Source organism: Advenella incenata (genome assembly GCF_004217095.1).
GTDB lineage: Bacteria > Pseudomonadota > Gammaproteobacteria > Burkholderiales > Burkholderiaceae_B > Advenella > Advenella incenata.
This window is the reverse complement of record NZ_SHKO01000002.1, coordinates 849,569-869,458: the sequence shown is the minus strand read 5'-3', so window position 1 is coordinate 869,458 and position 19,890 is coordinate 849,569. Positions and strand designations below refer to the sequence as shown.

Annotated in this window: 22 protein-coding genes; 7 read left to right on the top strand and 15 right to left on the bottom strand. The window is 54.0% G+C overall.

Features of this window, described 5'->3' with window-relative positions; translation table 11 throughout:
- Positions 1–91 precede the first annotated feature (91 nt).
- Together EV681_RS15285 and EV681_RS15280 are read left to right on the top strand one after the other, a co-directional pair.
- On the top strand, positions 92–1,060 hold the full coding sequence (locus EV681_RS15285) for a Bug family tripartite tricarboxylate transporter substrate binding protein (RefSeq protein WP_128396621.1): 969 nt from the start codon (positions 92–94) through the stop codon (positions 1,058–1,060).
- Positions 1,061–1,082: 22 nt separating this feature from the next.
- A complete protein-coding gene (locus tag EV681_RS15280) occupies positions 1,083–1,418 on the top strand; it encodes an EthD domain-containing protein (RefSeq protein ID WP_014752008.1) in 336 nt (111 codons plus the stop codon).
- Between the two features lie 184 nt (positions 1,419–1,602).
- Here the strand turns inward: EV681_RS15280 and EV681_RS15275 are convergent, their stop codons facing one another.
- The 3 genes from EV681_RS15275 to EV681_RS15265 form a co-directional block, all read right to left on the bottom strand.
- Entirely contained in the window at positions 1,603–2,562 is a 960-nt protein-coding gene (locus EV681_RS15275) for a zinc-dependent alcohol dehydrogenase family protein (RefSeq protein WP_128396620.1), read from the bottom strand.
- A 60-nt stretch (positions 2,563–2,622) separates the two neighbouring features.
- Complete coding sequence (locus EV681_RS15270; RefSeq protein WP_128396619.1) at positions 2,623–2,925, bottom strand: ArsR/SmtB family transcription factor; 303 nt, start codon at positions 2,923–2,925, stop codon at positions 2,623–2,625.
- A gap of 89 nt (positions 2,926–3,014) precedes the next feature.
- A complete protein-coding gene (locus EV681_RS15265) occupies positions 3,015–4,256 on the bottom strand; it encodes an MFS transporter (RefSeq protein ID WP_130304475.1) in 1,242 nt (413 codons plus the stop codon).
- Positions 4,257–4,315: 59 nt separating this feature from the next.
- Between EV681_RS15265 and EV681_RS15260 the strand changes: the two genes are divergently transcribed.
- On the top strand, positions 4,316–5,320 hold the full coding sequence (locus tag EV681_RS15260) for an AraC family transcriptional regulator (RefSeq protein WP_130304474.1): 1,005 nt from the start codon (positions 4,316–4,318) through the stop codon (positions 5,318–5,320).
- 361 nt (positions 5,321–5,681) lie between these two features.
- Here EV681_RS15260 and EV681_RS15255 read toward each other — a convergent pair whose 3' ends face one another.
- Together EV681_RS15255 and EV681_RS15250 are read right to left on the bottom strand one after the other, a co-directional pair.
- Positions 5,682–6,728: an alpha/beta hydrolase gene (locus EV681_RS15255; protein ID WP_130304473.1), complete on the bottom strand. Its 1,047-nt coding sequence runs from the start codon at positions 6,726–6,728 to the stop codon at positions 5,682–5,684.
- Between the two features lie 20 nt (positions 6,729–6,748).
- A complete protein-coding gene (locus EV681_RS15250) occupies positions 6,749–7,642 on the bottom strand; it encodes an MBL fold metallo-hydrolase (RefSeq protein ID WP_130304472.1) in 894 nt (297 codons plus the stop codon).
- A 75-nt stretch (positions 7,643–7,717) separates the two neighbouring features.
- Between EV681_RS15250 and EV681_RS15245 the strand changes: the two genes are divergently transcribed.
- Positions 7,718–8,656, top strand: a complete 939-nt coding sequence (locus EV681_RS15245) for a LysR substrate-binding domain-containing protein (RefSeq protein ID WP_128396614.1) — start codon at positions 7,718–7,720, stop codon at positions 8,654–8,656.
- Positions 8,657–8,678: 22 nt separating this feature from the next.
- Here the strand turns inward: EV681_RS15245 and EV681_RS15240 are convergent, their stop codons facing one another.
- The 3 genes from EV681_RS15240 to EV681_RS15230 form a co-directional block, all read right to left on the bottom strand.
- Positions 8,679–9,188, bottom strand: a complete 510-nt coding sequence (locus EV681_RS15240; RefSeq protein ID WP_130304471.1) for a flavin reductase family protein — start codon at positions 9,186–9,188, stop codon at positions 8,679–8,681.
- 132 nt (positions 9,189–9,320) lie between these two features.
- The gene (locus EV681_RS15235; protein ID WP_207227080.1) at positions 9,321–10,349 is read right to left on the bottom strand and encodes a methionine synthase; all 1,029 of its coding nucleotides are present in this window, start codon (positions 10,347–10,349) and stop codon (positions 9,321–9,323) included.
- A 27-nt stretch (positions 10,350–10,376) separates the two neighbouring features.
- Positions 10,377–11,360, bottom strand: coding sequence for a DUF1852 domain-containing protein (locus tag EV681_RS15230; RefSeq protein WP_130304470.1), 984 nt, complete (start codon positions 11,358–11,360; stop codon positions 10,377–10,379).
- A gap of 662 nt (positions 11,361–12,022) precedes the next feature.
- Between EV681_RS15230 and EV681_RS15225 the strand changes: the two genes are divergently transcribed.
- Positions 12,023–12,880, top strand: coding sequence for a PA4780 family RIO1-like protein kinase (locus EV681_RS15225; RefSeq protein WP_128396611.1), 858 nt, complete (start codon positions 12,023–12,025; stop codon positions 12,878–12,880).
- A 50-nt stretch (positions 12,881–12,930) separates the two neighbouring features.
- On the opposite strand, the gene EV681_RS15220 is transcribed toward EV681_RS15225, so the two are convergent.
- Together EV681_RS15220 and EV681_RS15215 are read right to left on the bottom strand one after the other, a co-directional pair.
- On the bottom strand, positions 12,931–13,530 hold the full coding sequence (locus EV681_RS15220) for an NADPH-dependent F420 reductase (RefSeq protein ID WP_130304469.1): 600 nt from the start codon (positions 13,528–13,530) through the stop codon (positions 12,931–12,933).
- A 242-nt stretch (positions 13,531–13,772) separates the two neighbouring features.
- On the bottom strand, positions 13,773–14,507 hold the full coding sequence (locus EV681_RS15215) for an SDR family NAD(P)-dependent oxidoreductase (RefSeq protein ID WP_130304468.1): 735 nt from the start codon (positions 14,505–14,507) through the stop codon (positions 13,773–13,775).
- 180 nt (positions 14,508–14,687) lie between these two features.
- On the opposite strand from EV681_RS15215, the gene EV681_RS15210 reads away from it, so the two are divergent.
- The gene (locus tag EV681_RS15210; RefSeq protein ID WP_130304467.1) at positions 14,688–15,284 is read left to right on the top strand and encodes a TetR/AcrR family transcriptional regulator; all 597 of its coding nucleotides are present in this window, start codon (positions 14,688–14,690) and stop codon (positions 15,282–15,284) included.
- Positions 15,285–15,463: 179 nt separating this feature from the next.
- Here EV681_RS15210 and EV681_RS15205 read toward each other — a convergent pair whose 3' ends face one another.
- Both EV681_RS15205 and EV681_RS15200 read right to left on the bottom strand, forming a co-directional pair.
- Entirely contained in the window at positions 15,464–15,679 is a 216-nt protein-coding gene (locus EV681_RS15205; RefSeq protein ID WP_130304466.1) for a hypothetical protein, read from the bottom strand.
- Positions 15,680–15,713: 34 nt separating this feature from the next.
- Complete coding sequence (locus EV681_RS15200; protein WP_128396606.1) at positions 15,714–16,625, bottom strand: alpha/beta fold hydrolase; 912 nt, start codon at positions 16,623–16,625, stop codon at positions 15,714–15,716.
- An 84-nt stretch (positions 16,626–16,709) separates the two neighbouring features.
- Between EV681_RS15200 and EV681_RS15195 the strand changes: the two genes are divergently transcribed.
- Positions 16,710–17,141 (top strand): MerR family transcriptional regulator, encoded by a 432-nt coding sequence (locus EV681_RS15195; RefSeq protein WP_128396605.1) that lies wholly within the window; start codon positions 16,710–16,712, stop codon positions 17,139–17,141.
- A gap of 391 nt (positions 17,142–17,532) precedes the next feature.
- On the opposite strand, the gene EV681_RS15185 is transcribed toward EV681_RS15195, so the two are convergent.
- From EV681_RS15185 to EV681_RS15175, 3 genes are all read right to left on the bottom strand, one after another.
- Entirely contained in the window at positions 17,533–18,240 is a 708-nt protein-coding gene (locus EV681_RS15185) for a transporter substrate-binding domain-containing protein (protein ID WP_242612269.1), read from the bottom strand.
- A gap of 253 nt (positions 18,241–18,493) precedes the next feature.
- Positions 18,494–19,366: an NmrA family NAD(P)-binding protein gene (locus EV681_RS15180; RefSeq protein WP_130304465.1), complete on the bottom strand. Its 873-nt coding sequence runs from the start codon at positions 19,364–19,366 to the stop codon at positions 18,494–18,496.
- Positions 19,367–19,410: 44 nt separating this feature from the next.
- Complete coding sequence (locus EV681_RS15175; protein WP_130304464.1) at positions 19,411–19,833, bottom strand: DoxX family protein; 423 nt, start codon at positions 19,831–19,833, stop codon at positions 19,411–19,413.
- Positions 19,834–19,890 lie beyond the last annotated feature (57 nt).

Genomic DNA, 19,890 nt, shown 5'->3' with positions numbered 1-19,890 from the left:
CGCCATTGCTGATGCAATCAATACGTATCTCAAGATACTTCAATGATCAAATAAATTCGGCTTAAATCAGTTCTATACGTACGGAATCTTTATGAAATCATTAATCAAGTCAGGTATAGCAATAAGCTTGTTAGCAATTGCGTCCTCGGTTGCTTACGCAGAATTTCCGGAAAAGGGAATCCGACTAGTTGTTCCTTTCGCTCCAGGCGGATCGGCCACTACCTCAGCAAGATTGTTTGCCGACGAGTTGTCAAAAGAACTTAATCAAAAAATCTATATCGAAAACAAGGGAGGAGCAAGCGGCGCTATCGGAGCCTCGTTCGTTGCCAATGCAAACCCAGACGGATATACGCTGTTATATTCTTCAGCAGGAATGATGACGGTTAACCCCGCTCTTTTTGGAGAGAAATTAAGCTATAAAGTCAGCCAATTAGCACCGATTAGTCTGACTTCAACATTTGCCAGCGTACTCTTCACTGATAAAGATTTTCCCGCAAAAGAGCTGAATGATTTGCTTTCATATGCAAAGGCGAATCCCGGCACGGTCACTTTCGGCTCAGCCGGTCCCGGAAGTTCAGGGCACTTATGGGGTGAATTGCTAAAGAACCGTGCGAACATCGATATTCAGCACATACCTTACAAGGGAACAGCGCCCGCACTCATTGATGTCATTGGCGGCAGAATTACGTTTGTCGTGGATGCGGCCGTGGCGGGTCAGGAACAGCTTAAAGCGGGAAATTTGCGTGCTCTTGCCGTCACTTCCAGTAAACGAATAAATACCCTTCCCGACACTCCTACCTTTGCTGAATTGGGCTTAAAGGGCTTTGAACCACTTAGCTGGTATGGGGTTTTCGCACCCGCTGGAACGCCCGCAGAAGTGATCGAGAAACTTAACGCGGCTGTCAAAACAGTTGCCGAATCCTCCAAGTACAAGGACGGTCTTCATACTCTGGGCATGGACGCAGCTTCCAGTACATCCAGTGCATTAGGCGAACGAATCACGAACGATTCTAAACTATGGACAACCGTCATAAAAACGGCTGATATTGTTGTACAGTAATTTACTCTCGGGGAAACTCTAAATGATCAAAAGTATTTCGTTGCTTACACGAAAAGAAGGCATGTCACACGAAGAATTCATGACCCACTGGGTGGAGAAACACGCCCCGCTGGCACACGCCGTTCCGGGCCTTCGGCGTTATATCCAGTCCAATATTGTGGAGGAGCGTTTCCGCCAAGACATTCCGGTTATCGAAGCCGATATTGATGGTATCGCTGAGCTTTGGTATGACGACATTGATGCTCTTAAAAAAGCTAATCTGTCGCCCGAAGCAAAACGACTTCATGCGGATGGAGCAACATTCATTGGAAAAATAAAGACCTTCACCGTCTTTGAAAATCTTATCATTGGTTCATAAAAAACTGTCCAACCGCCGGACATGACCCAGACTTCACGAGTCACCTCAATCCTGTCATTGATATTTAATGAGTTTGCAACGGGATTGCGGATGTTTTCCACTTCGGCCATATCCGGCAATTGCGTGATCGTCCTTTCGCAGACCCCGTATACGTCTAAGCGTATACAGCGCCCGGATCCTCTCACTACACCACAGCAATAGCAATCTTCCCCCGCAACCCATTATGAGCACTCTCAAGACGAGCATGCGCTAGCGGAATATCCGCTAACGAGTAAGTGGCTCCAACATGTGGCCGCAGCTGCCCACGTTCAACCAACGCGCTCAGCTCATCAAGCTTGCCGCGATTCTGTCTTGTGAACACGAAGTGATAACTGGCATTCTTGCCCCAGGCGTTAATAAGGTTTTGTGGTTGCGCAATATCAACAATCGAAACCAGGCGACCCAGTTGTGCAAGCACATCCGGAGAACGAGCAAGGGTGTCGCCACCAATGGTATCGAAAACAACGTCAACGCCCTGGCCTGCGGTTTCTCGCATAACAGCCTGGACATAATCTTCTTTCGCGTAGTCGATGACAACATCGGCGCCCATGCTGCGGGCGAAGTCAAAGTTTGCCTCACGTACAGTTGTAATTACCCTGGCACCGATAGCCTTCGCCAATTGAATGGCCACATGCCCGACCCCGCCTGCGCCGCCGTGTATCAGAATGCTCTCCCCTACTCGCAGGCCCGCTCGCACAACAAGTGCTTCCCATGCGGTGCCGCCGACCAGAGTCAGGCTGGCGGCTTCAAGATGACTAAGCGTAGCCGGCTTCTTGCCTATGATGCTTTCGGCAGCAACATGGTACTCGGCATAGCTTCCCGAACCTTCAAAGATCTGGGGCGTATACCAGACCTCGTCACCCCGGGCGAAGGTGGTCACGCCTGGGCCGATTTCCTCGACCACGCCAGACACATCGTGTCCGGTAATGGCCGGAAGTGGCACCAGGTCGGGGTAGTCTCCGCGCCGGACCTGATAGTCCAGGGGGTTGATGGACGTTGCGTGGACACGAACCAAAACTTGCCCTGCTCCAGGCACCGGCTTGGGCACCTCAGAAAGTTCAAAAGCTTCCGGGCCGCCAAAGGTGTTAAGTGTGATTGCTTTCATTAGATCCTCATTTCGTTAAAAAGGAATATCGGGATTTTTCGATATATAGAGATAAAAAAATTACAGGTCTTTACCGATGAGTTCGGCAAGCGCACTGATGGCTTCTTCGTTGCGTTTATAGTAGGTCCACTGACCAATGCGTTGAACTTCAACCAGACCTGCTCTTTGCAAAGTGGCCAGATAGTCAGAGACCGTGGACTGCGACAACCCAACACCCTCTTGAATACTGCTTACGCAGACGCCGACCGTATGAACGTCCCCCTCGTCTTGCGGTGGGAAGTTATTCACAGGGTCCTTCAGGCGTCTCAGGATATCAAGACGCGTACGGTTCGAGAGGGCTTTGAATATTTCAAGTAAGTCCATAACTCGATTATATCGAAATTTACCGATATGTCAATTTATCGAGTAGTGTTCAGCCATCAAAGGGACGTTTGGAAGTCGATTTACGCGGCTCAGCTTTGCGTAGCCGGGCTGACTGCTTCCCCATGCTGGGACGATGCAATTGATACACGCAAAGCAATGACCAACGCAGCGAACAGCATTACGACGCCAGCGATGACGAAAACGCCCGTGACGCCCCCGAAACCAAATACCATACCACCTAGCGCTGCGCCTGCCGCAATGGAAGACTGCACCGAAGCAACAACCATACCGCCTGCGGTCTCCGCCTGATCGGGAACCGCGCGCGCTACCCAATTGGACCAGGCGACCGGCACACCGCCGAACGCCAGCCCCCAAAGGGCTACCAACAACATCAACCCTGTACTTTCCACTGGCAGCCAGATCATGCCCAGCGCCGCGACGCCAACCAGAGCCGGCATTAGCACCAGTGTGACTCGCAAGCTACGTTCCATAAGCCAACCAGCCAGAAGTGTACCGACAAAGTTGGCGACACCGAACCCCAGCAGCATGAGCGATAAACCATCAATATCAATGTGAGCCAGGCTTTCCAGAGCGGGTCGAATATAAGTGAAAAGCGCATATTGACCAGTATGGGCAAGCACGCAACCCAGCATACCGATTCCAATTCCAGGCCGGCGCAGCAGCTCCAAAACCGATGCTGTTCGTGCCATCCTGAGCGGTGCCATGCTGGGAAGCGTAAATAATTGGAAGATCAGCGTGATCCCGCCAACCGCAGCAGCTGCAAAAAATGCGCTGCGCCAGCCGTACAGGCCTCCCAGATAGCTGCCGAGCGGCACAGACACCACCGTTCCGACGGCAATGCCGCTGAAGATAATAGAGAGCGCCCGTGGCACGAGCCTTACCGGGACCAGGCGCATTGCCACCGCAGCAGCCATACTCCAAAAGCCGCCCAGGGCGATGCCCAGCAGAATTCGCATAATCAGTAACACGGTCAGGTTGGACGACAATGCCACCAGCAGATTGGAGGCGATCATCAATATCGTAAAGCCCAACAGCACCACGCGCCGGTCAAGCATGCGCGTGAGCCCCGGAACCAGCAGTCCGGCAAACAAGGCAACGACAGCGGTTACGGTCACGGCTTGTCCAGCCAGCGCTTCCGATACCCCAAAATCGTAGGCCATGGGTGTCAACAGGCTGGCGGGAAGGTACTCCGCCGTTAATAACCCGAATACGCCCATTGCCAATGAGAAGACAGCCATCCAGGCTGGTTCCACGCCGGATGGTTTAACAGCGCTTTGCACAGAAACCGTGCCACAGACATCATTGCTCATTTCAACAAATCCTCAAAAAGTTACAGCCCAAAGTCTAGACCGAAACATCCGGATGATCTATGATGAAAAGTCTTGATGTTTTGATCAAAACTCCTGAAATGACACAGAAAAATCCATTCGCCCTATCCTCAGAACTCATTAGCGAACTACTAGCCGGCATGCGCCTGCGCGGAGTACAGTACCGCCGCATTCAAACAGGCCCAAGCTTTGGGATCGGTTTTGAGCCCAAAGTAGGACACGCTTACTTCCATTTCCTGGCTGTCGGTAAAGCGATCTTGCGAACCGAAGATGGGGTCATGCACGAGTTGTCAGCCGGCAACGCGGTGTTAATTCCCCAGGGCGCAGCGCATCAGCTGCTATCCGAACCAGAGACTCCCGTTCACAATATCGACAACTTCGGTGCTGCGCCTCTTGGAGAGACGGTCAGCGGTGTAAACACTTGCCCAAGTACGCAACCCACGCCAAGCGCGATTCTGTTTTATGGTTGTATGGAGTTTGATCTTGGCGGTATGCAGGGGTTAGGTAAACTGATGCCGACCGTTATGGTGGCTGACACGCAGGCAGAACGCTACCCCGGTTTAGTGCCTATTCTTGATTCTATGAAACGTGAAATTTGCGCAGGTCGAATCGGTTTTGCCGGCATTATGGCACGGCTGGCTGAGGTGGCGGCGGCGATGATTGTGCGTGGCTGGATCGAATGCGGTTGCGAGAACGCCTCTGGTCTGGTCGCTGCGCTACGTGATCCCCGGCTGGCTCGCGCCATACTGGCATTGCACCGGCAACCCGGCCGTGATTGGACTGTCGCAGAGCTGGCCGCAGAATCACACATTTCTCGCTCCGTTTTCGCGCAACGATTCCAGGCCACTATCGGTGTGCCACCCTTACGCTATGCCACGCAGTTGCAAATGCGTCTGGCCAGTCAATGGTTGGCTCATGACAAAGTATCTATTGACGCCGTAGCACAGCGGCTGGGTTATACGTCTCAGGCCGCATTCAGTCGCGCTTTCAAACGTATAACAGGCCAGTCTCCGGGAGCCAGCCGTGACGCTCAAATGCGCATGTAGACGCCATGTCCGACTATGCGGCGACGGCTTGTCGTTCATTTCATTAACCCGATACAGAAATTCTTGCTCCACGGTTTTGCTACCTCCCTTATGGCTCTTGAATGTCTTCGGTGGAAAAAGCTTTTGCGCCGCAAGCAGCTGCCGGTTTGCGCTATACACCAGCTGCGATGCAGACTTATGGTCTTCTATCTGAGGCGCTATGATTAGGTAAACATCGCGTTTTCCAGTCATCGTCATTCTTGCACTGTGCCGAACTTCCGGCACAGTGCAGCTACAACGCCTCAAAATCCCCCGCCGCAATGCGTGCCGGTTCGATTCCGGCACGGGGCGCCACTCTAAAAACCCTAACAAATACCAGCGTTCAGAGCGGATTTAGCTCTGCAACGTGTGAAGCCTGGTGTGCGTGCTGCGCAGTCTCTGGCGTGTAACTGCGGTCGTAGAAGTCCCGGACCGCCTGAAACGCCAGCAAGCGATTCTTCTCCAGCAACAGCAGATGGGTGGCCTCGCCAATTTCCGCCCACTGACGATATGGCGCATTGCGAAGCTCAGAAAACAGCGCCTGTGCAAGATCGATCGGCACGTCTACGTCCCACTCGCCGTGAACCAGCAGCACCGGCACCCGGATGTCGGCTGGCTCATAATACTTGCGCCCGGCGCGCCAATAGTCGCGGATGTCCTGGATTGGGCCGTTGCTTGCGCGCAGTTGGTCCGGCGTGCGCTCGCGGCTCCACGGATCCTCGGCCAGGGTGAAGTCAGCCCATTGCTCGAACCAGCCTTCCGGCACCAGGGATGCACGGCCCTGTTCCGGCGCGGTGCTCAGCCACCGTTCCTTGCTCTGCCGCACCGGGACCAGGCGCCAGGCGTCGAGTTTGCCGCCGGCGTCGATCGGAATCGGCTTGTCGCTCAGCCACTGTGGCGCAAGCAGGGCCAGCTTATGCACCTTGTCGTTATTGCGGCTGGTATAGGCGCCTGCGACCGTGCCGCCCCAGGACATGCCAAACACGGACACTTTCTGCAGACTGCGCCGTTTCAGCACATAGTCGACCACGGTGCCAAGGTCCGCCACGCCGGTATCGGTCTTGACTACTGGCTGGCTCTGCTCGGCCGGCAGCTCCATTTCCGGCGGCCGAGCCGAATGGCCGTAACCGCGTACATCCAGCGCGTAGACGTCATAGCCCGCGGCGGCGAGGTAGTCGATGAACGACATGCCATTGAACGGTACGTCGTACAGACTGCCGGACGAGAAGGTGGCGCCATGCACCATCACAATCGTGCGTTCCGGCGTAAATGTCTTTAACGCAGCGGAGCGCTTATTGCGCACGTACAGGTCGATGCCTGGTGTGCTGGTGGCAACGCGCAGTTGCTCGAAGATAACTTCGGTTCCGTTGATAACAATGTTCTCACTCATGATAAGTAGCTCCTGATCCATTACTCGTAGCGCCAGGCGAAACGATCGCCCTGACGTGTCACATAGCCGGCTGAGGTTTCCGCAAAGTGCGGGGTAAACAGCAGCATATTGTGTTCGGCGCCTTGCTCCAGCACCCAGCGGCGCGATGCGCGCGCGGCCTCCTGCCACTCGCAAAATACCGAGTTCCAGTCCGGTCGCACCACTTGCATTGGGTGGTGCATCACATCGCCGGTGAACAGCGCTGTCTCACCCCTGGAGCACAGTTCGATCGACATATGGCCGATGCTGTGACCCTTGGTCGGACGGAAGCTAAAGTGCTCCAGGTAGTCACCGCCCTCGTTGCTGATGCGTTCGGCCTGGCCGGAGGCGATGATCGGCGCCACGCTATCCTCGAACACGCCGAAGCTGGGCACGTTCACTTCGTTGTGGCTGTCAGGGCTGCCGTAGTAGTCCTCTTCCGCCTGAGAGAACACGTGGCGGGCATTAGGAAAGGTCGGCACCCAGCGGCCGTCGATCAGTTGCGTGTTCCAGCCGACGTGATCGACATGCAGGTGGGTGTGCAGCACGTAGTCAACGTCTTCGGGCTGCACGCCTGCGGCGGCAAGGCGTTGCAGGAAGGGCGTGCTCAGTTGGTGAAAAATCGGGTTGCGTGGCCGCTCCTTGTCGTTGCCCGAGCCGGTATCGATCAGGATAGTATGCTCTGGCGTGCGCACCAGCCAGGCATGGATGCTCTGGATCAGATTACCGGTGCCTGCGTCCATATTACTTGGCGTCAGCCAGTGCAGATTAGGGTTAAGTTCGGCTGCGTCCCAGTTCGGGTAGAGGAATGCCGGTGTTGCCACATTCAGGCGCATTTCTTCGATTTTTGTGACGGTAACGTCGCCTATCTTGTACGTTTTGTTCGGATGAATCATGTTGAAAATCCCGCTGGTTGAAATCATGTTTGTAGTTTAAACTTGCGGTATGTATTTAACAAATCGATTCAAATAATGTCCTCCATCGATCATTTCAATTTATGGTCTTTCGACCTGAATTTGCTGGTGGCCTTTGACGCCCTGATGCGCGAGCACAGCGTCACCCGCGCGGCAACCCGTCTGAAAATCAAGCAGTCGGCGATGAGTCATAACCTCAGTACGCTGCGCCTGCTGCTGGATGACGAGCTCTTCATCCGCGTCGGGCAGGTGATGAAACCGACGCCGCGCGCGCTCGCCCTGGCGTTGCCGATCGGCCGGCTGCTCGAGCAGGCACAGCATGCCATCACGACACGCGAAACCTTCCGCCCGCAGGAAGAAACGCGGACGTTCTCAATCGGCTTTTCGAGCGAGTTGGAGGTTCTGCTGATGCCGAGCCTGACCGCCCAGGTTCAAAGCTACGCGCCGGGCATCAAACTGTTGGCACGACCGGCACAGCCGGACGAGGTACACCGGATGTTAGATGATGGCGTGATCGATCTGGCGGTCGGCTGTTTTGGCGACGGCGCCGAGCGGCACCGCCGCAAATTGCTCTTTGAACAATCACTAACGTGCTGCTTCAACCCCAAATTGCTTGATCTGGCGGTGCCTATCAGCCAGAGCGCCTACCTGGCGCAGCGGCATGCGTTGGTTTCCCAAAACGCGAGTATCCGCGGCTGTTTGGAGTATGCGATGCGCACCGCCAACGTGGAAGTCGATGTGGTTATGGCGGCGCCGGAGTTTCTGACCGTGCTCAGCACCGTTATGTCCACGCCAGTCATTACCACCCTGCCGTCACGGATCGCCAACTGCTACGGGCCATTGATGGGGCTGGCGACCAGTCCGGTGCCGTTCGACTTTACCGTGACACCCATTTCGATGGTTTGGGCGGCGCATTCAGATCGAGACCCGGCGTCCGAATGGCTGCGTCAACAGGTCGAACCTATCCTGGCGCAGATAGAAGGGGTTACGCCGTAACATAGACTGCTCGCTGACACTGTCAAACTGCGCAAGGCGTGGCGATGTTTCGATACTGCCCTTTGAAATACAGCAACGGCTGCAAGCGGGCATCCTCCTGCAACTTCAACGATTTCACTTGACCAATAACAATCAAGTGATCCCCGGCAGCGTATTCAGCATATATTTCGCAATCAAGCCAGTGAAGGCAGCCGGCAAGGATCGGGCTACCCAGGGGCGACGCCTGCCACTGGACGTCGCGCCACTTGTCCGTGCCGCTTTGGGCGAACTGCCTGGAAAGCGCCACCTGCTCGTCGGACAGAATATTGACAACGAAGCGACCTGCCTGGCGAATTTTGGGATAGCTGGCCGAACGCGTCATCACGTTGAACGACACCAGCGGCGGGTCCATGGACACGCTATGAAACGACTGGCAGGTAAAGCCAATGGGCTCGTCTTCGAAGTGCGATGTGATCACCGTGATGCCGGAAGCGTAGTGCCCGAGCGCTTCGCGAAAACGCAAAGGCTCAATCGCAGTAGTGGAAAGTGACATGATGCAATTGAAATACAGGAAGTAGCTTGAAAGTGCTAAGGGAAAGCAGTCCGGCCAGGTAGCCAGACGTTCGTCCTTAGCCCGTGCCTGGTCGTCACGAGCAGCTCGCAACGACCATGCCCCAACAGAAAATCAGTTGGCCAGTTCCCTGCGAACGATGTCCGCTCCGGCACTCAACGCATTTAGCTTGCCTCTGGCGACGCTACGCGACAATGGCGCCATGCCGCAATTGGTGCACGGATAGAGCTTATCGGCATCCACGAACTGCAGGGCTTTTCGCAGCGTATCGGCCACTTCAGCGGGTGTTTCAATGGTGTTTGTGGCCACATCAATGGCGCCCACCATCACTTTTTTACCGCGAATCAGTTCGATCAGATCCATGGGAACGCGCGAGTTTTGGCATTCCAGCGAGACAATATCGATACTGGACTTCTGCAACTTGGGGAACGCTTCTTCATACTGCCGCCACTCGGATCCCAGCGTCTTTTTCCAATCCGTATTCGCTTTGATGCCGTAGCCATAGCAAATATGAACCGCGGTTTCACACTTTAGTCCTTCAATGGCTCTTTCCAGCGTAGCGACACCCCAATCATTCACCTCATCAAAGAACACATTGAAAGCGGGTTCGTCAAATTGGATGATATCGACACCCGCAGCCTCCAGCTCTTTGGCTTCCTGATTAAGAATCTTGGCAAATTCCCAAGCCAGTTTTTCGCGACTTTGATAGTGAGCATCATACAGGGTATCGATCATCGTCATGGGACCCGGTAAGGCCCATTTGATCGGTTGATTAGTCTGTTGACGCAAAAACCGGGCGTCGTCAACAAACACGGGCTTGCGCCGGGCGACGGCACCCGCGACCGTTGGCACGCTCGCATCATAGCGATCACGAATTCTAACGGTCTTGCGGTTCTCGAAATCCACACCTTCCAGGTGTTCAATGAAGGTTGTCACGAAATGCTGGCGCGTTTGTTCACCATCGCTAACGATATCAATCCCCGCGTGCTGTTGTTCCTGTAAAGACAGTCGCAACGCATCTTGCTTGCCCTCGATCAATCCCTCTTCCTGCAGTTTCCAGGGGGACCAGAGTTTTTCCGGTTCGGCAAGCCAGGCGGGTTTAGGCAGGCTGCCAGCCGTTGAAGTGGGTAATAATTTTTTCACAATAGTAGTCATGGTGTGTTTGGGTTCTCAAAGATGGGAGTGCGCGGACCATTGCTCAAGAATCGCCCGGTATGGTTTGATGAAATGCTCCTCTGCATACCTTCCCTGCTCGGCCGCCAGCCGGCTACGTTCCTCCCGATCGTAAACAATCCGGGTCAACGAATAATCCTGGTGCTTCAAACTCGGCTGATAAGACTTGCCTGCGATAGAGTTTGCGTTGTAAATCTCTGGCCGATAAATTTTCTGGAAGGTGTCCATCGTGCTGATGGTGCTAATGAGCTCAAGGTCCGTATAATCACGCAGCAAATCGCCGGAAAAATAAAAGGCCAACGGCGCCGCACTATTGGCAGGCATAAAATAGCGGGCCTTCATCCCCATTTTTTTGAAGTACTCGTCAGTCAATGAATATTCATCTTGGTGGTATTCCACGCCCAACACGGGGTGCTGATTTTCAGAACGATGATAGGTCTTGCTGCTCGACACGCTCAGGCATATAACAGGCGCTTTGGCGAAATTATCCTTGTAAGTCTTTGAATTCACAAAGCACTTGAACAACTTGCCATGCAATTGTCCAAAATCCTCGGGCGCGCCGAATTCGGGCTGATGCCTGGCGTATTCCGGCAGCAGCACGCTAAAGTCATAATCTCGCACGTACGAAGAAAAATTGTTTCCTACAATACCCTCAATGCATTCGTTGGTTTTACGATCAACTACGCTCGTCTTTAATATTTCAATCACAGGCAGGTCGCGACCATTGCTTTGACCTTCAAAGCGCATTTCAACTGAGATAATTTCAAGGTTGACGCTATAGCGGTCGCCAGTGGGGTTGTCCCAATGCGCCAGGGCATTAAAACGATTGTCAATCATCTTAAGGGTATTGCGCAGGTTCTCTTGCCGGCTCTCGCCTCTGGCCAGATTGGCAAAGTTGGTGGTAATTCGCGTATTGTCTGAAGGACGATAGTCTTCATCGAAACAAGTGCTCTTAATGGCAAATGTAAACTCTGTAGTCATTATGCTGCTGCCTTAATTCCCAGGATATAACCCACATTTATCTATTTAACGCTGCTCAAATTTTCTTCTTTTAATTTCAGCAATCTAGACATTTGTGATGCAAAGGGGGCAGTCTATATTGCATTAGTCATATTTAAAGTGAATAAAATTCATTCTTTCGTCGGCTTCATTCATAGAATGGCGAGCGCGCCGATCGGCGCGTCAATGTGCCCCTCCCTATTTGCTGTCCTTTCATTGCCCCACGGCACACTCATTATGCATGAAGGGGTAATGACTCAGTTTTAAAGCTTAAACAGCCTTGCCAATACCGATGCGACAGACGCGGCCTAAGGCGAGATGAATTGCGGTGCAGCACCGGGAATTGCCCGCCGCAAGGGCTACAGGTTCGATTCTGGTCCCGGCGCCAGCTAAAACTTCCTGGTGTTCAAGGCCCAGTTCTAGCCATAAATGGGGATGAATGCTCTCCTAACACGCTGCTCCAGAAGCCATGGATGACTATGCGGAGAGGGTTTTGTCGTTGATTTCATTAGCGAAATATCGAAATTGTCGCTCCGTGAGTTACCACCTCCCTTACAATAGCGCATGAATTCATCTCTTTCCCCCCTTTTTCCGTTTCACCCCCCCATTCAGCACTTATGCTGCCCCTCACTATTGGCGGTTGCATGAAAGTGCCCAAGCGGCTTGTGCCGCTCCTTGAAGAAGGCCTTATCGACGAAGTGCTCAGCCAACTCATGAGCGGCAAAGAAGCCACCGTGTACGTGGTACGCAGCGGCGACGCCACGCGTTGCGCAAAAGTGTACAAAGACGCCAAACAGCGCAGCTTCCGGCAGGCCGCGTCGTACCGGGACGGCCGCAAGGTACAAAATAGCAGGCAGGCCCGCGCCATGGAAAAAGGCAGCCGCTACGGCCGCCAGATGCAGGAAGAAGTCTGGCAGAACGCCGAAGTGGACGCATTATTTCAGCTGGCCAATGCCGGCGTGCGCGTACCGCAGCCCTATATATGCACCGACGGCGTATTGCTGATGGAACTGGTCGTGGATGCAGAGGGCGATGTGGCGCCGCGCCTTAACGACGTGGACCTGACCCAGGAACGTGCGCTGCAACTACACGCCATGCTGCTTAACCAGGTGGTACGCATGCTTTGCGCAGGCGTCATACACGGTGATCTGTCCGAATACAACATCCTGCTTGCCGCCGATGGCCCGGTCATTATTGATCTGCCCCAAGCCGTTGACGCCGCTGCGAACACAGAAGCGTGCGCAATGCTGGTTCGCGATGTGAACAACCTTGCTGCGTATTTCGGGCGCTTTGCCCCGGAGCTTCTGTCTGCCAGCTATGGCAAGGAAATCTGGGCGCTTTACGAAGCGGGCGAACTTAACGTGGATGTCGAACTGACCGGCTATGTGGAGCCCGATGCCAGCCCCGTGGATATGGAAAGCCTGCTGCGGGAACTGGAAGATAGTCGCCTGGAAGAAGAAGCACGGGTGCGCCGCGAGCAGCAATTGACCAGCACCCAGTAAGGGCGCTGGTCAATGACACCTGCTCAGGTGCAGGTATGCTTGCCACCCCGCTATTTGAACCTGACCAGATCCTTGAAAATCAATTTCCCCCAGGTATTGCCGCTGCCGTGAACCAGCGCACCGCCTTCCTTGAGTGGCCCCAGCGCAATCGGTGCATAACCCAGTTGCTCCGCCAGCGCCGCGACTGGAGGCACGGCATGTTCATCATCGCTGGATAAAAACACGACACGGCTGCCGCCATTCACGCTCGGATCAGCGCCCAGAACGGCAGCAACCAGGTGGTTAAAGCCCTTTACAACGCTGGCATCGGTAAACGCCTTGGCCACAACGGCGGCCGACGGTTGCCCTTCCAGCTCGTCTTCAGGAATACCATAGGCATTTGTCGCATCGACAATCGTCTTACCACGCCAGCTTGGCAATAACTTGGCCACTTCGCGATGTTCCCGAAACGGCACTGCCAGGAAGATTATGTCGGACGCGATAGCCTCCTGCAGCGTCGTGGGTACAACGGTCGGCCCAATCGCTTGTGCCTGCTGCGTCAACGCCTCGGGCGCACGTCGGCAGGCAACGCTTACTTCGATGTTCTTTCTTGCGAATGCCCGGGCAAGCGCCTGGCCTACCGAACCAAAACCAATTATTGAATAACTCATGTTAATTCTCCATTTCGTGGACCTTGTGATTAACCACGACCCACATTATTTGGTGACCGGTAGCTGGTACGGATATGACCGCAACCGCCGGACAATCACCTCAATTAATCCCGTCTTGTGATCGGGATTCCATGTTGATCGGCATAACCCATATCGTCTTTTTCAAGTTGACCGGGCCAGGCCGCACGCTTTTGGCGTGATTTTCGAGCACTATTTGTTGGCTGTACATTCCCGGCGCGACCTCAGATGGCCGCAGTACCGCCATCAACATACAACTCCACGCCATTTACAAAGCTCGAATCGTCTGAAGCAAGAAACAGCGCGGCTGACGCAATTTCTTCAGGCTTACCCATCTGGCCGCGTGGAACCAGGGATTCGAAAGCTCGAATGGTTGCTTCGTCAAAAAGCTGCTCCTGGATCGGTGTAGCGATCTGCCCGGGACTGAGCACATTTACCCGGATTTTTCTGCCCTTCAACTCGTTAAGCCAGCCGCGTGCGAAGGCGTGCAACGCTGCCTTGCTACCCGCATATACGCTGAAATCAGGAAACCCTTTCACAGACGCAATAGACCCGGTCATAAAGATCGACCCGCCATCGTTAAATAGCGGCAACGCCTTCTGAACCGTAAACAGCGTGCCGCGCGTATTCAGGTTGAAGGTCGTATCAAAATGCTGCTCGGTAATCTCGCCCAACGGGACGGCTTCGCCCGTACCGGCACTTGCATACAGGACGTCAATCTTTCCCTTCTCCCGCTTAACTGTATCGAACAGGCGGTCAAGATCGTCCAAATTAGCCGAGTCCGCACGCACGCCGGTCACATTTCGACCGATAAGCTTAACGGCTTCGTCCAGTGCCTCTTGCCTTCTGCCGGTGATAAACACATAGGCGCCCTCTTCAACAAATCGCTTGGCACTGGCCAGCGCCATGCCGCTGGATCCACCCGTAACAACGGCAACCTTACCTTCTAGCTTTCCCATAACAGTTCCTTTTGTGGCGTAAAGCCACGTTTCTATTCCCATTTGCACGAATGTGCTGTATCTTATGGATCAGTGATCCACATCATGAAGAAAATCATAAATTAATCATGATTGAAATAACCGGATCACTGATCCGTTTATTTAGAATACGGATCAGTGATTCATTTGTCAAGGAAATTTATGCGAGCTGACGCAAAAAAAAATTACGACCATGTTCTTTCAGTCGCGCGTGGCGTGGTTAGCGAGCATGGCGCCGATGCGTCCATGCGGGATATCGCACGTCGTGCCGGCGTGGGGCTGGCCACCCTGCTACGCCATTTCCCCACGCGTGAAGCCTTGTTCGACGCCTTGCTGCGCGAAAACCTGGACGCACTCACGCAAAAGGCAGTTGAACTTGAGACGTCCGCGCCCCCAGACGAAGCGCTCGTGTCGTGGTTTCGTGAAGGCGTGGCGTTCGTTCTGAGCTATAGCGGCGTGGTGGCCTTGATGGCCAGCGCCCACGAGGACCCGGAGTCCGCGCTTTTCGCTTCCTGCGCAGCAGTACACGAAGCGGGTGCACGACTATTGCAGCGTGCCCAGGCTGAGGGGACAGCGCGCCCCGATATGCAAGGGATTGACCTGTTCGCCCTCATGTCCGCGCTCGGCTGGGTCGGCGACCAGCCCGCATTTACGCCGCGGGGGGATTATCTTTTTGATCTTATTGCGAGCGCAATTCTGACAAAACCGCCTGGCAGCCAGGTCAAGAAGGCAAAGAAAGCAAAAAAGGCATCGAAATAAAGGGTAAGGGGTTGCAGATTGCGTAGCGACAGATACCAACCGCTATGTCAGAGACTGGCAGCCACGGCATACGAATTGGAACCCCTAATGGGCAATCCCGATTACTCAGGCACCCTGCAATATGAACCAAAAGCAGCGTTGGTGGGCATGTAGATTTTCACACGCCCACCAACGCTGCATTAACTTTGAGCGATCGACTGCAAGTCAAACCAATTGCCCAACGCAACTACATCTGTAGGCAAATCGGTCTGGTGATATTTTTTATAAATCGCATTTAACTTGCCATTCTTCAGATTGGCGCGCACCAGCTCATTCATTTTTTCTTCTCCGGATTGTTTTTTAGCATATGGTATTTGAGCAGCAGGTAACACGCGATTAATAGTGCGATCGTTCACAGCGCATTGCAATAAGAGCGATGGCGGTGTCGCATTAACGCCTTGCAGTAGCAGCGTCAACAAAGGCGGCAAGATCACGATTGAAACGCCCTGCCTCTTCAAGAAAGGGAGAATGCCCAGACTCGGGATAAAACTTACCGATCACTCCGGGGTTCAGCTCCTTTGCCCGCTTGAAGGAAGGCTGCGCCTGAACCAGCGCATCGCCTGCGCCATAGACTAGCAACAACCGCTTTTTCATGGCTCCAAGTCCCCTAGGAGCGTCTAGCGACATCTTCTGCACCGCATTTTGCATGTTCTCGGAGGCCATAGCGGCATTGGCCAATAGCCGCTGGTAAGTGACGGCGTCAGGCTGTTTGGCAAAACACAGGCGCACAAACTCACGCTCGGCATCAAGGTGGGTCTTCAAATCAGGCGATGCCATCCCCCTGTATACACGGGGGTGCGAAACAATCAGCCCGGGCGCCAGCTCGATCACGCCACCCACATACACCGCGCCGCCGATCTTCTGGTCGCCGTATATCGCCAGGTAATTCGTTACCACGGCTGCCCCCAGCGACCACCCCACGACGACAGGCTGCCGGGCTCCTGATCCCGCAATGACCGCAGCCAGATCATCAGCCCAGCGCCGGCCATCGCTGTAGGCATCGGCACGTTCGGGCTGGCCGGATATACCATGGCCACGCATATCGTAGGTAATCAGTCTGTACCGCTGTAGTTCGGGGCTATTGACCTGCTTTTCCCAGCTTAGATGACTACCCAGCAAGCCATGAATGAAAACGATGGGCTGACCATTCGGGTCTCCTGCTTCCTGAACGGCTATGGCCACCCCGTCAGGCGCGGTCACCGTGTAGGATTGTGCAGCGGCCTGCGCCATTGCAGATAGGCCCATAAGGATCAACCCAGCCAACCAGCCTCGCCAGTGGATAAAGACTTTTGAAGATATCATTTTGAACTCCGGTTAAATCAAAGATTGCATCCTAAACGCTGACACTGGTGTCATAGTCAAACAAAAAATGATATCGTTCAACTCATGAGCCAAACTATCTCCACAACCACGCTGAAAATCGGTGCGCTGGCACGGGCAACCGGGACCAGCGTGCGCTCAATTCGTCACTATGATCAGCACGGTCTGCTGGCTTCGACACGAGCCGAGAATGGTTATCGCGAATTCGCGCCGGTGGCCGTTACCCAGGTCAAGCAACTGCAGCGCCTAATGGCGATGGGCTTCAATCTGGACGAAATTCGCAGCTTTCCCGATTGCATGCTATTAATCGAAGGGGCCAAAGCATGCGCAAACATTTCAGATGCTCGGCGCAAGCGGCTCGCCATACTCGAACGACAAATAGAAGCACTCGAAACCCAACGCCAGCATTTGCGCGCCATGCTGATCGAGAGCACTGAGCATGACCGTCATCCATCCGGCATGACAGACAGCAACAAGGGATCCAGAACTGAGACGTGAACGGATGGGAGTCGCAAGCGGACGTTGCGTGTTCTGAAGCATTGTGCCGGCGTACTTCCCAGCACTTTCTTGAACATGGTAATAAAGGCGTTGACTGACTCGTAACCCGGTTCCGGCGCAACGTTTTGCACCGTCTGGCCGCTTGCGACGGGCAGGGCTGCGCCCGGGCGACTACGCGACAGCCGGCATGACCGCGACTGTCGAAATCATTCTGGGGCGCATGGACTCGACCACGGATAAATCGAACAAGACGTTGCCGTACAATGACAGAACGCTGTCACTTCCAGTGGGTTTATTTCAAAATGAGCCACAAGCAGCGCTCACGGGGGCATTGAGCTCCATACGCCCACGAGCGCTACATTAACCTTTATGGGAATATCGTCAGGTCAGCTCAATTGCCCAACGCAACTACATCTGCAGGCAAATCGGTTTGGTGATATTTCTTATAAATCGCGTTTAACTTGCCATTCTTCAGATTGGCGCGCACCAGTTCATTCATTTTTTCTTTGATTTCCGGGTTGTTTTTAGCAACCCCAATGGCTAGTTTGGCGCTAGACATCACGATTCGAATATCCATTGCTTTGGCTGGATACTTTTTATTCAAGGCACCGATGATCGAGGGTGCAGTGGCAAAAATACTGCTTTGTCCGCTGGTAATCGCGGTAATGGCCGTTGCATCATTTTCAAAACGAACAATATTGGTGCCGGGTGGCGCCTGCTTGGTAACCTGCTGATCATTTGTCGTCCCTCTGGCGGTCACAACCGTTTTACCAACCAGATCTTTCATTTCTTTAATGGGTGAATCCTTGGATACGGCGATCACCGCTTTGTTATCTGCATAGGGAATAGAATAATCAACCACTTTGGCGCGTTCTGGCGTAATCGACAGACTGGAAATGACCACATCTGCTTTATTGGTTAACAAGAACGGAATGCGATTGGCCTGTGTTGTCGGCACCACCTGAAGCTTTACCCCCAGACTGTCCGCAATCAATTGCGCAGTCTCTACATCTGAACCAATCGCTGTTACCTTGTCATCTGTCATGCCGTAAGGTGGCGCATTCAGATCAATCGCCACGCGCAATACTTTTTGCTCCATCACTTGCGCCAACGTATTCGCATTGGCTGCCGATAGCCCGCCCCCCATAGTCCCTAGCAAGGTAAAAAGTGCAAATGCGGGTTTAAGTCGAAATTTCATAAAATGTCTCCATGCATCATATATTCATTATTGGTATAAAAAAACAACGACTGCTATAAGCGGTACAAGCTTATCATTATTTTTCCCGGTGCGTTTTATGAGACAGTACACTTTGCATAGGAGCGAATAATTGCCCTCCCCAAAATCAGCGCCTCTACGCTGCTGCGGCCTTCGACGCTGCCGCGAAGACATCGCGCGCGGATGTCGTGCCCGTCACATGCTCCGTTCCCGCAACGCCCAGGTCCATCCATCCCGCATTCACGGCCTCGTACATTTGCTCGGCAGGTCCGCTGTGGCCCTTCGGGATGCCGAATTGTTCGAGTGTTTGCCCCCATCCAGCACGTGGCACCGCAAAGGCTTTCACGTCAAGGCTCATGACCTCACCCAATTGCGCCGCGACTTCATCCGCAGAAACCATCGAACCGAGCTCGACCACGCGCTGCCCTGACCATGCTGGTCCGGTCAAAAGCGTTGCGACTTCGGCGCCAATATCATTGGTTGCGACCATGGTCGATTTCCGGTTTGTTGGATTGTAGAAGACCGGTAGCGTTCCGCCCTGCGCGACACGTAAGCCGTAGAGGAAATTTTCGAAAAATCCGCCTGCGCGCACAAATGCGGTCGGCACAATCAGGTCACGAAACCCTTGCTCCAGAAGCGTCAAGGCCGCGATCACCCCGTGGTTGCTGGTTCTGTTCGCCCCCATCGACGAAAGCGCAACCACTCGCGGCGGCGCTGCGTTGGTAAGCGCCTCAACATAGCTCGCTATCACGCCCTTTGCTTCTATGTAATCGGGCGATGGCGCCCAGACAGGGGGCAGCATGACAAACGCGCCTTCAACGCCTTTAAGCGCCCGCTCAATGGCTGCCGCATCATTCCAGTCACCGTCAACCAGCTCCACGCCCCGGTTCGCCCAGTTATTCGCCTTCTCGCGATTGCGTACGAGCGCGCGCACTTGCTTGCCTTGCGCCAATAAATGATCTGCGGTGGCACCGCCCACTTTTCCTGTGATTCCCATAACTAAAAACATGTGCTTTCTCCTGATATTAAGAGGCAGATCACTGCCCCGATTGATTAACGAATGAATGGCAAAAGCGCCCGGATACGCGGATCCCGCAAGTAGAGGCCACCCCATGTCAATGCGCCCAGCAGCAGGCTAATGATTTCTGGCGGTGAACCCAACTCACCAATACGGATATGGGCGCAGATGGCGCCGCCCAAGAACCCGGTCACCAGAATCGCGCCAAGGAAGGCGGTGCTTGGGATGGCGTAAAGGATGGCGCAGACAAGAATGATGGTGCCAACGACGCGAGTCAGCTCCAGCGCGAACCCGGTTTCCTGCAACATGCTCGCGATCTGCAACGGTGCGAAAAGCTGGGTAGCGCCGTCCACCACCAGAACGATGATGACAAGTGTGCTCATTATCCGGCCTGCCCATTGGGCACCATGCAGGCGCGTCGCATCAGACCCTTGCGACAGGTCCATCGTTTTTGACATTTGTGATTCTCCGGTGGGCAATTCCCAATATTTGGAGCATACTGTGCCTCTGAATTG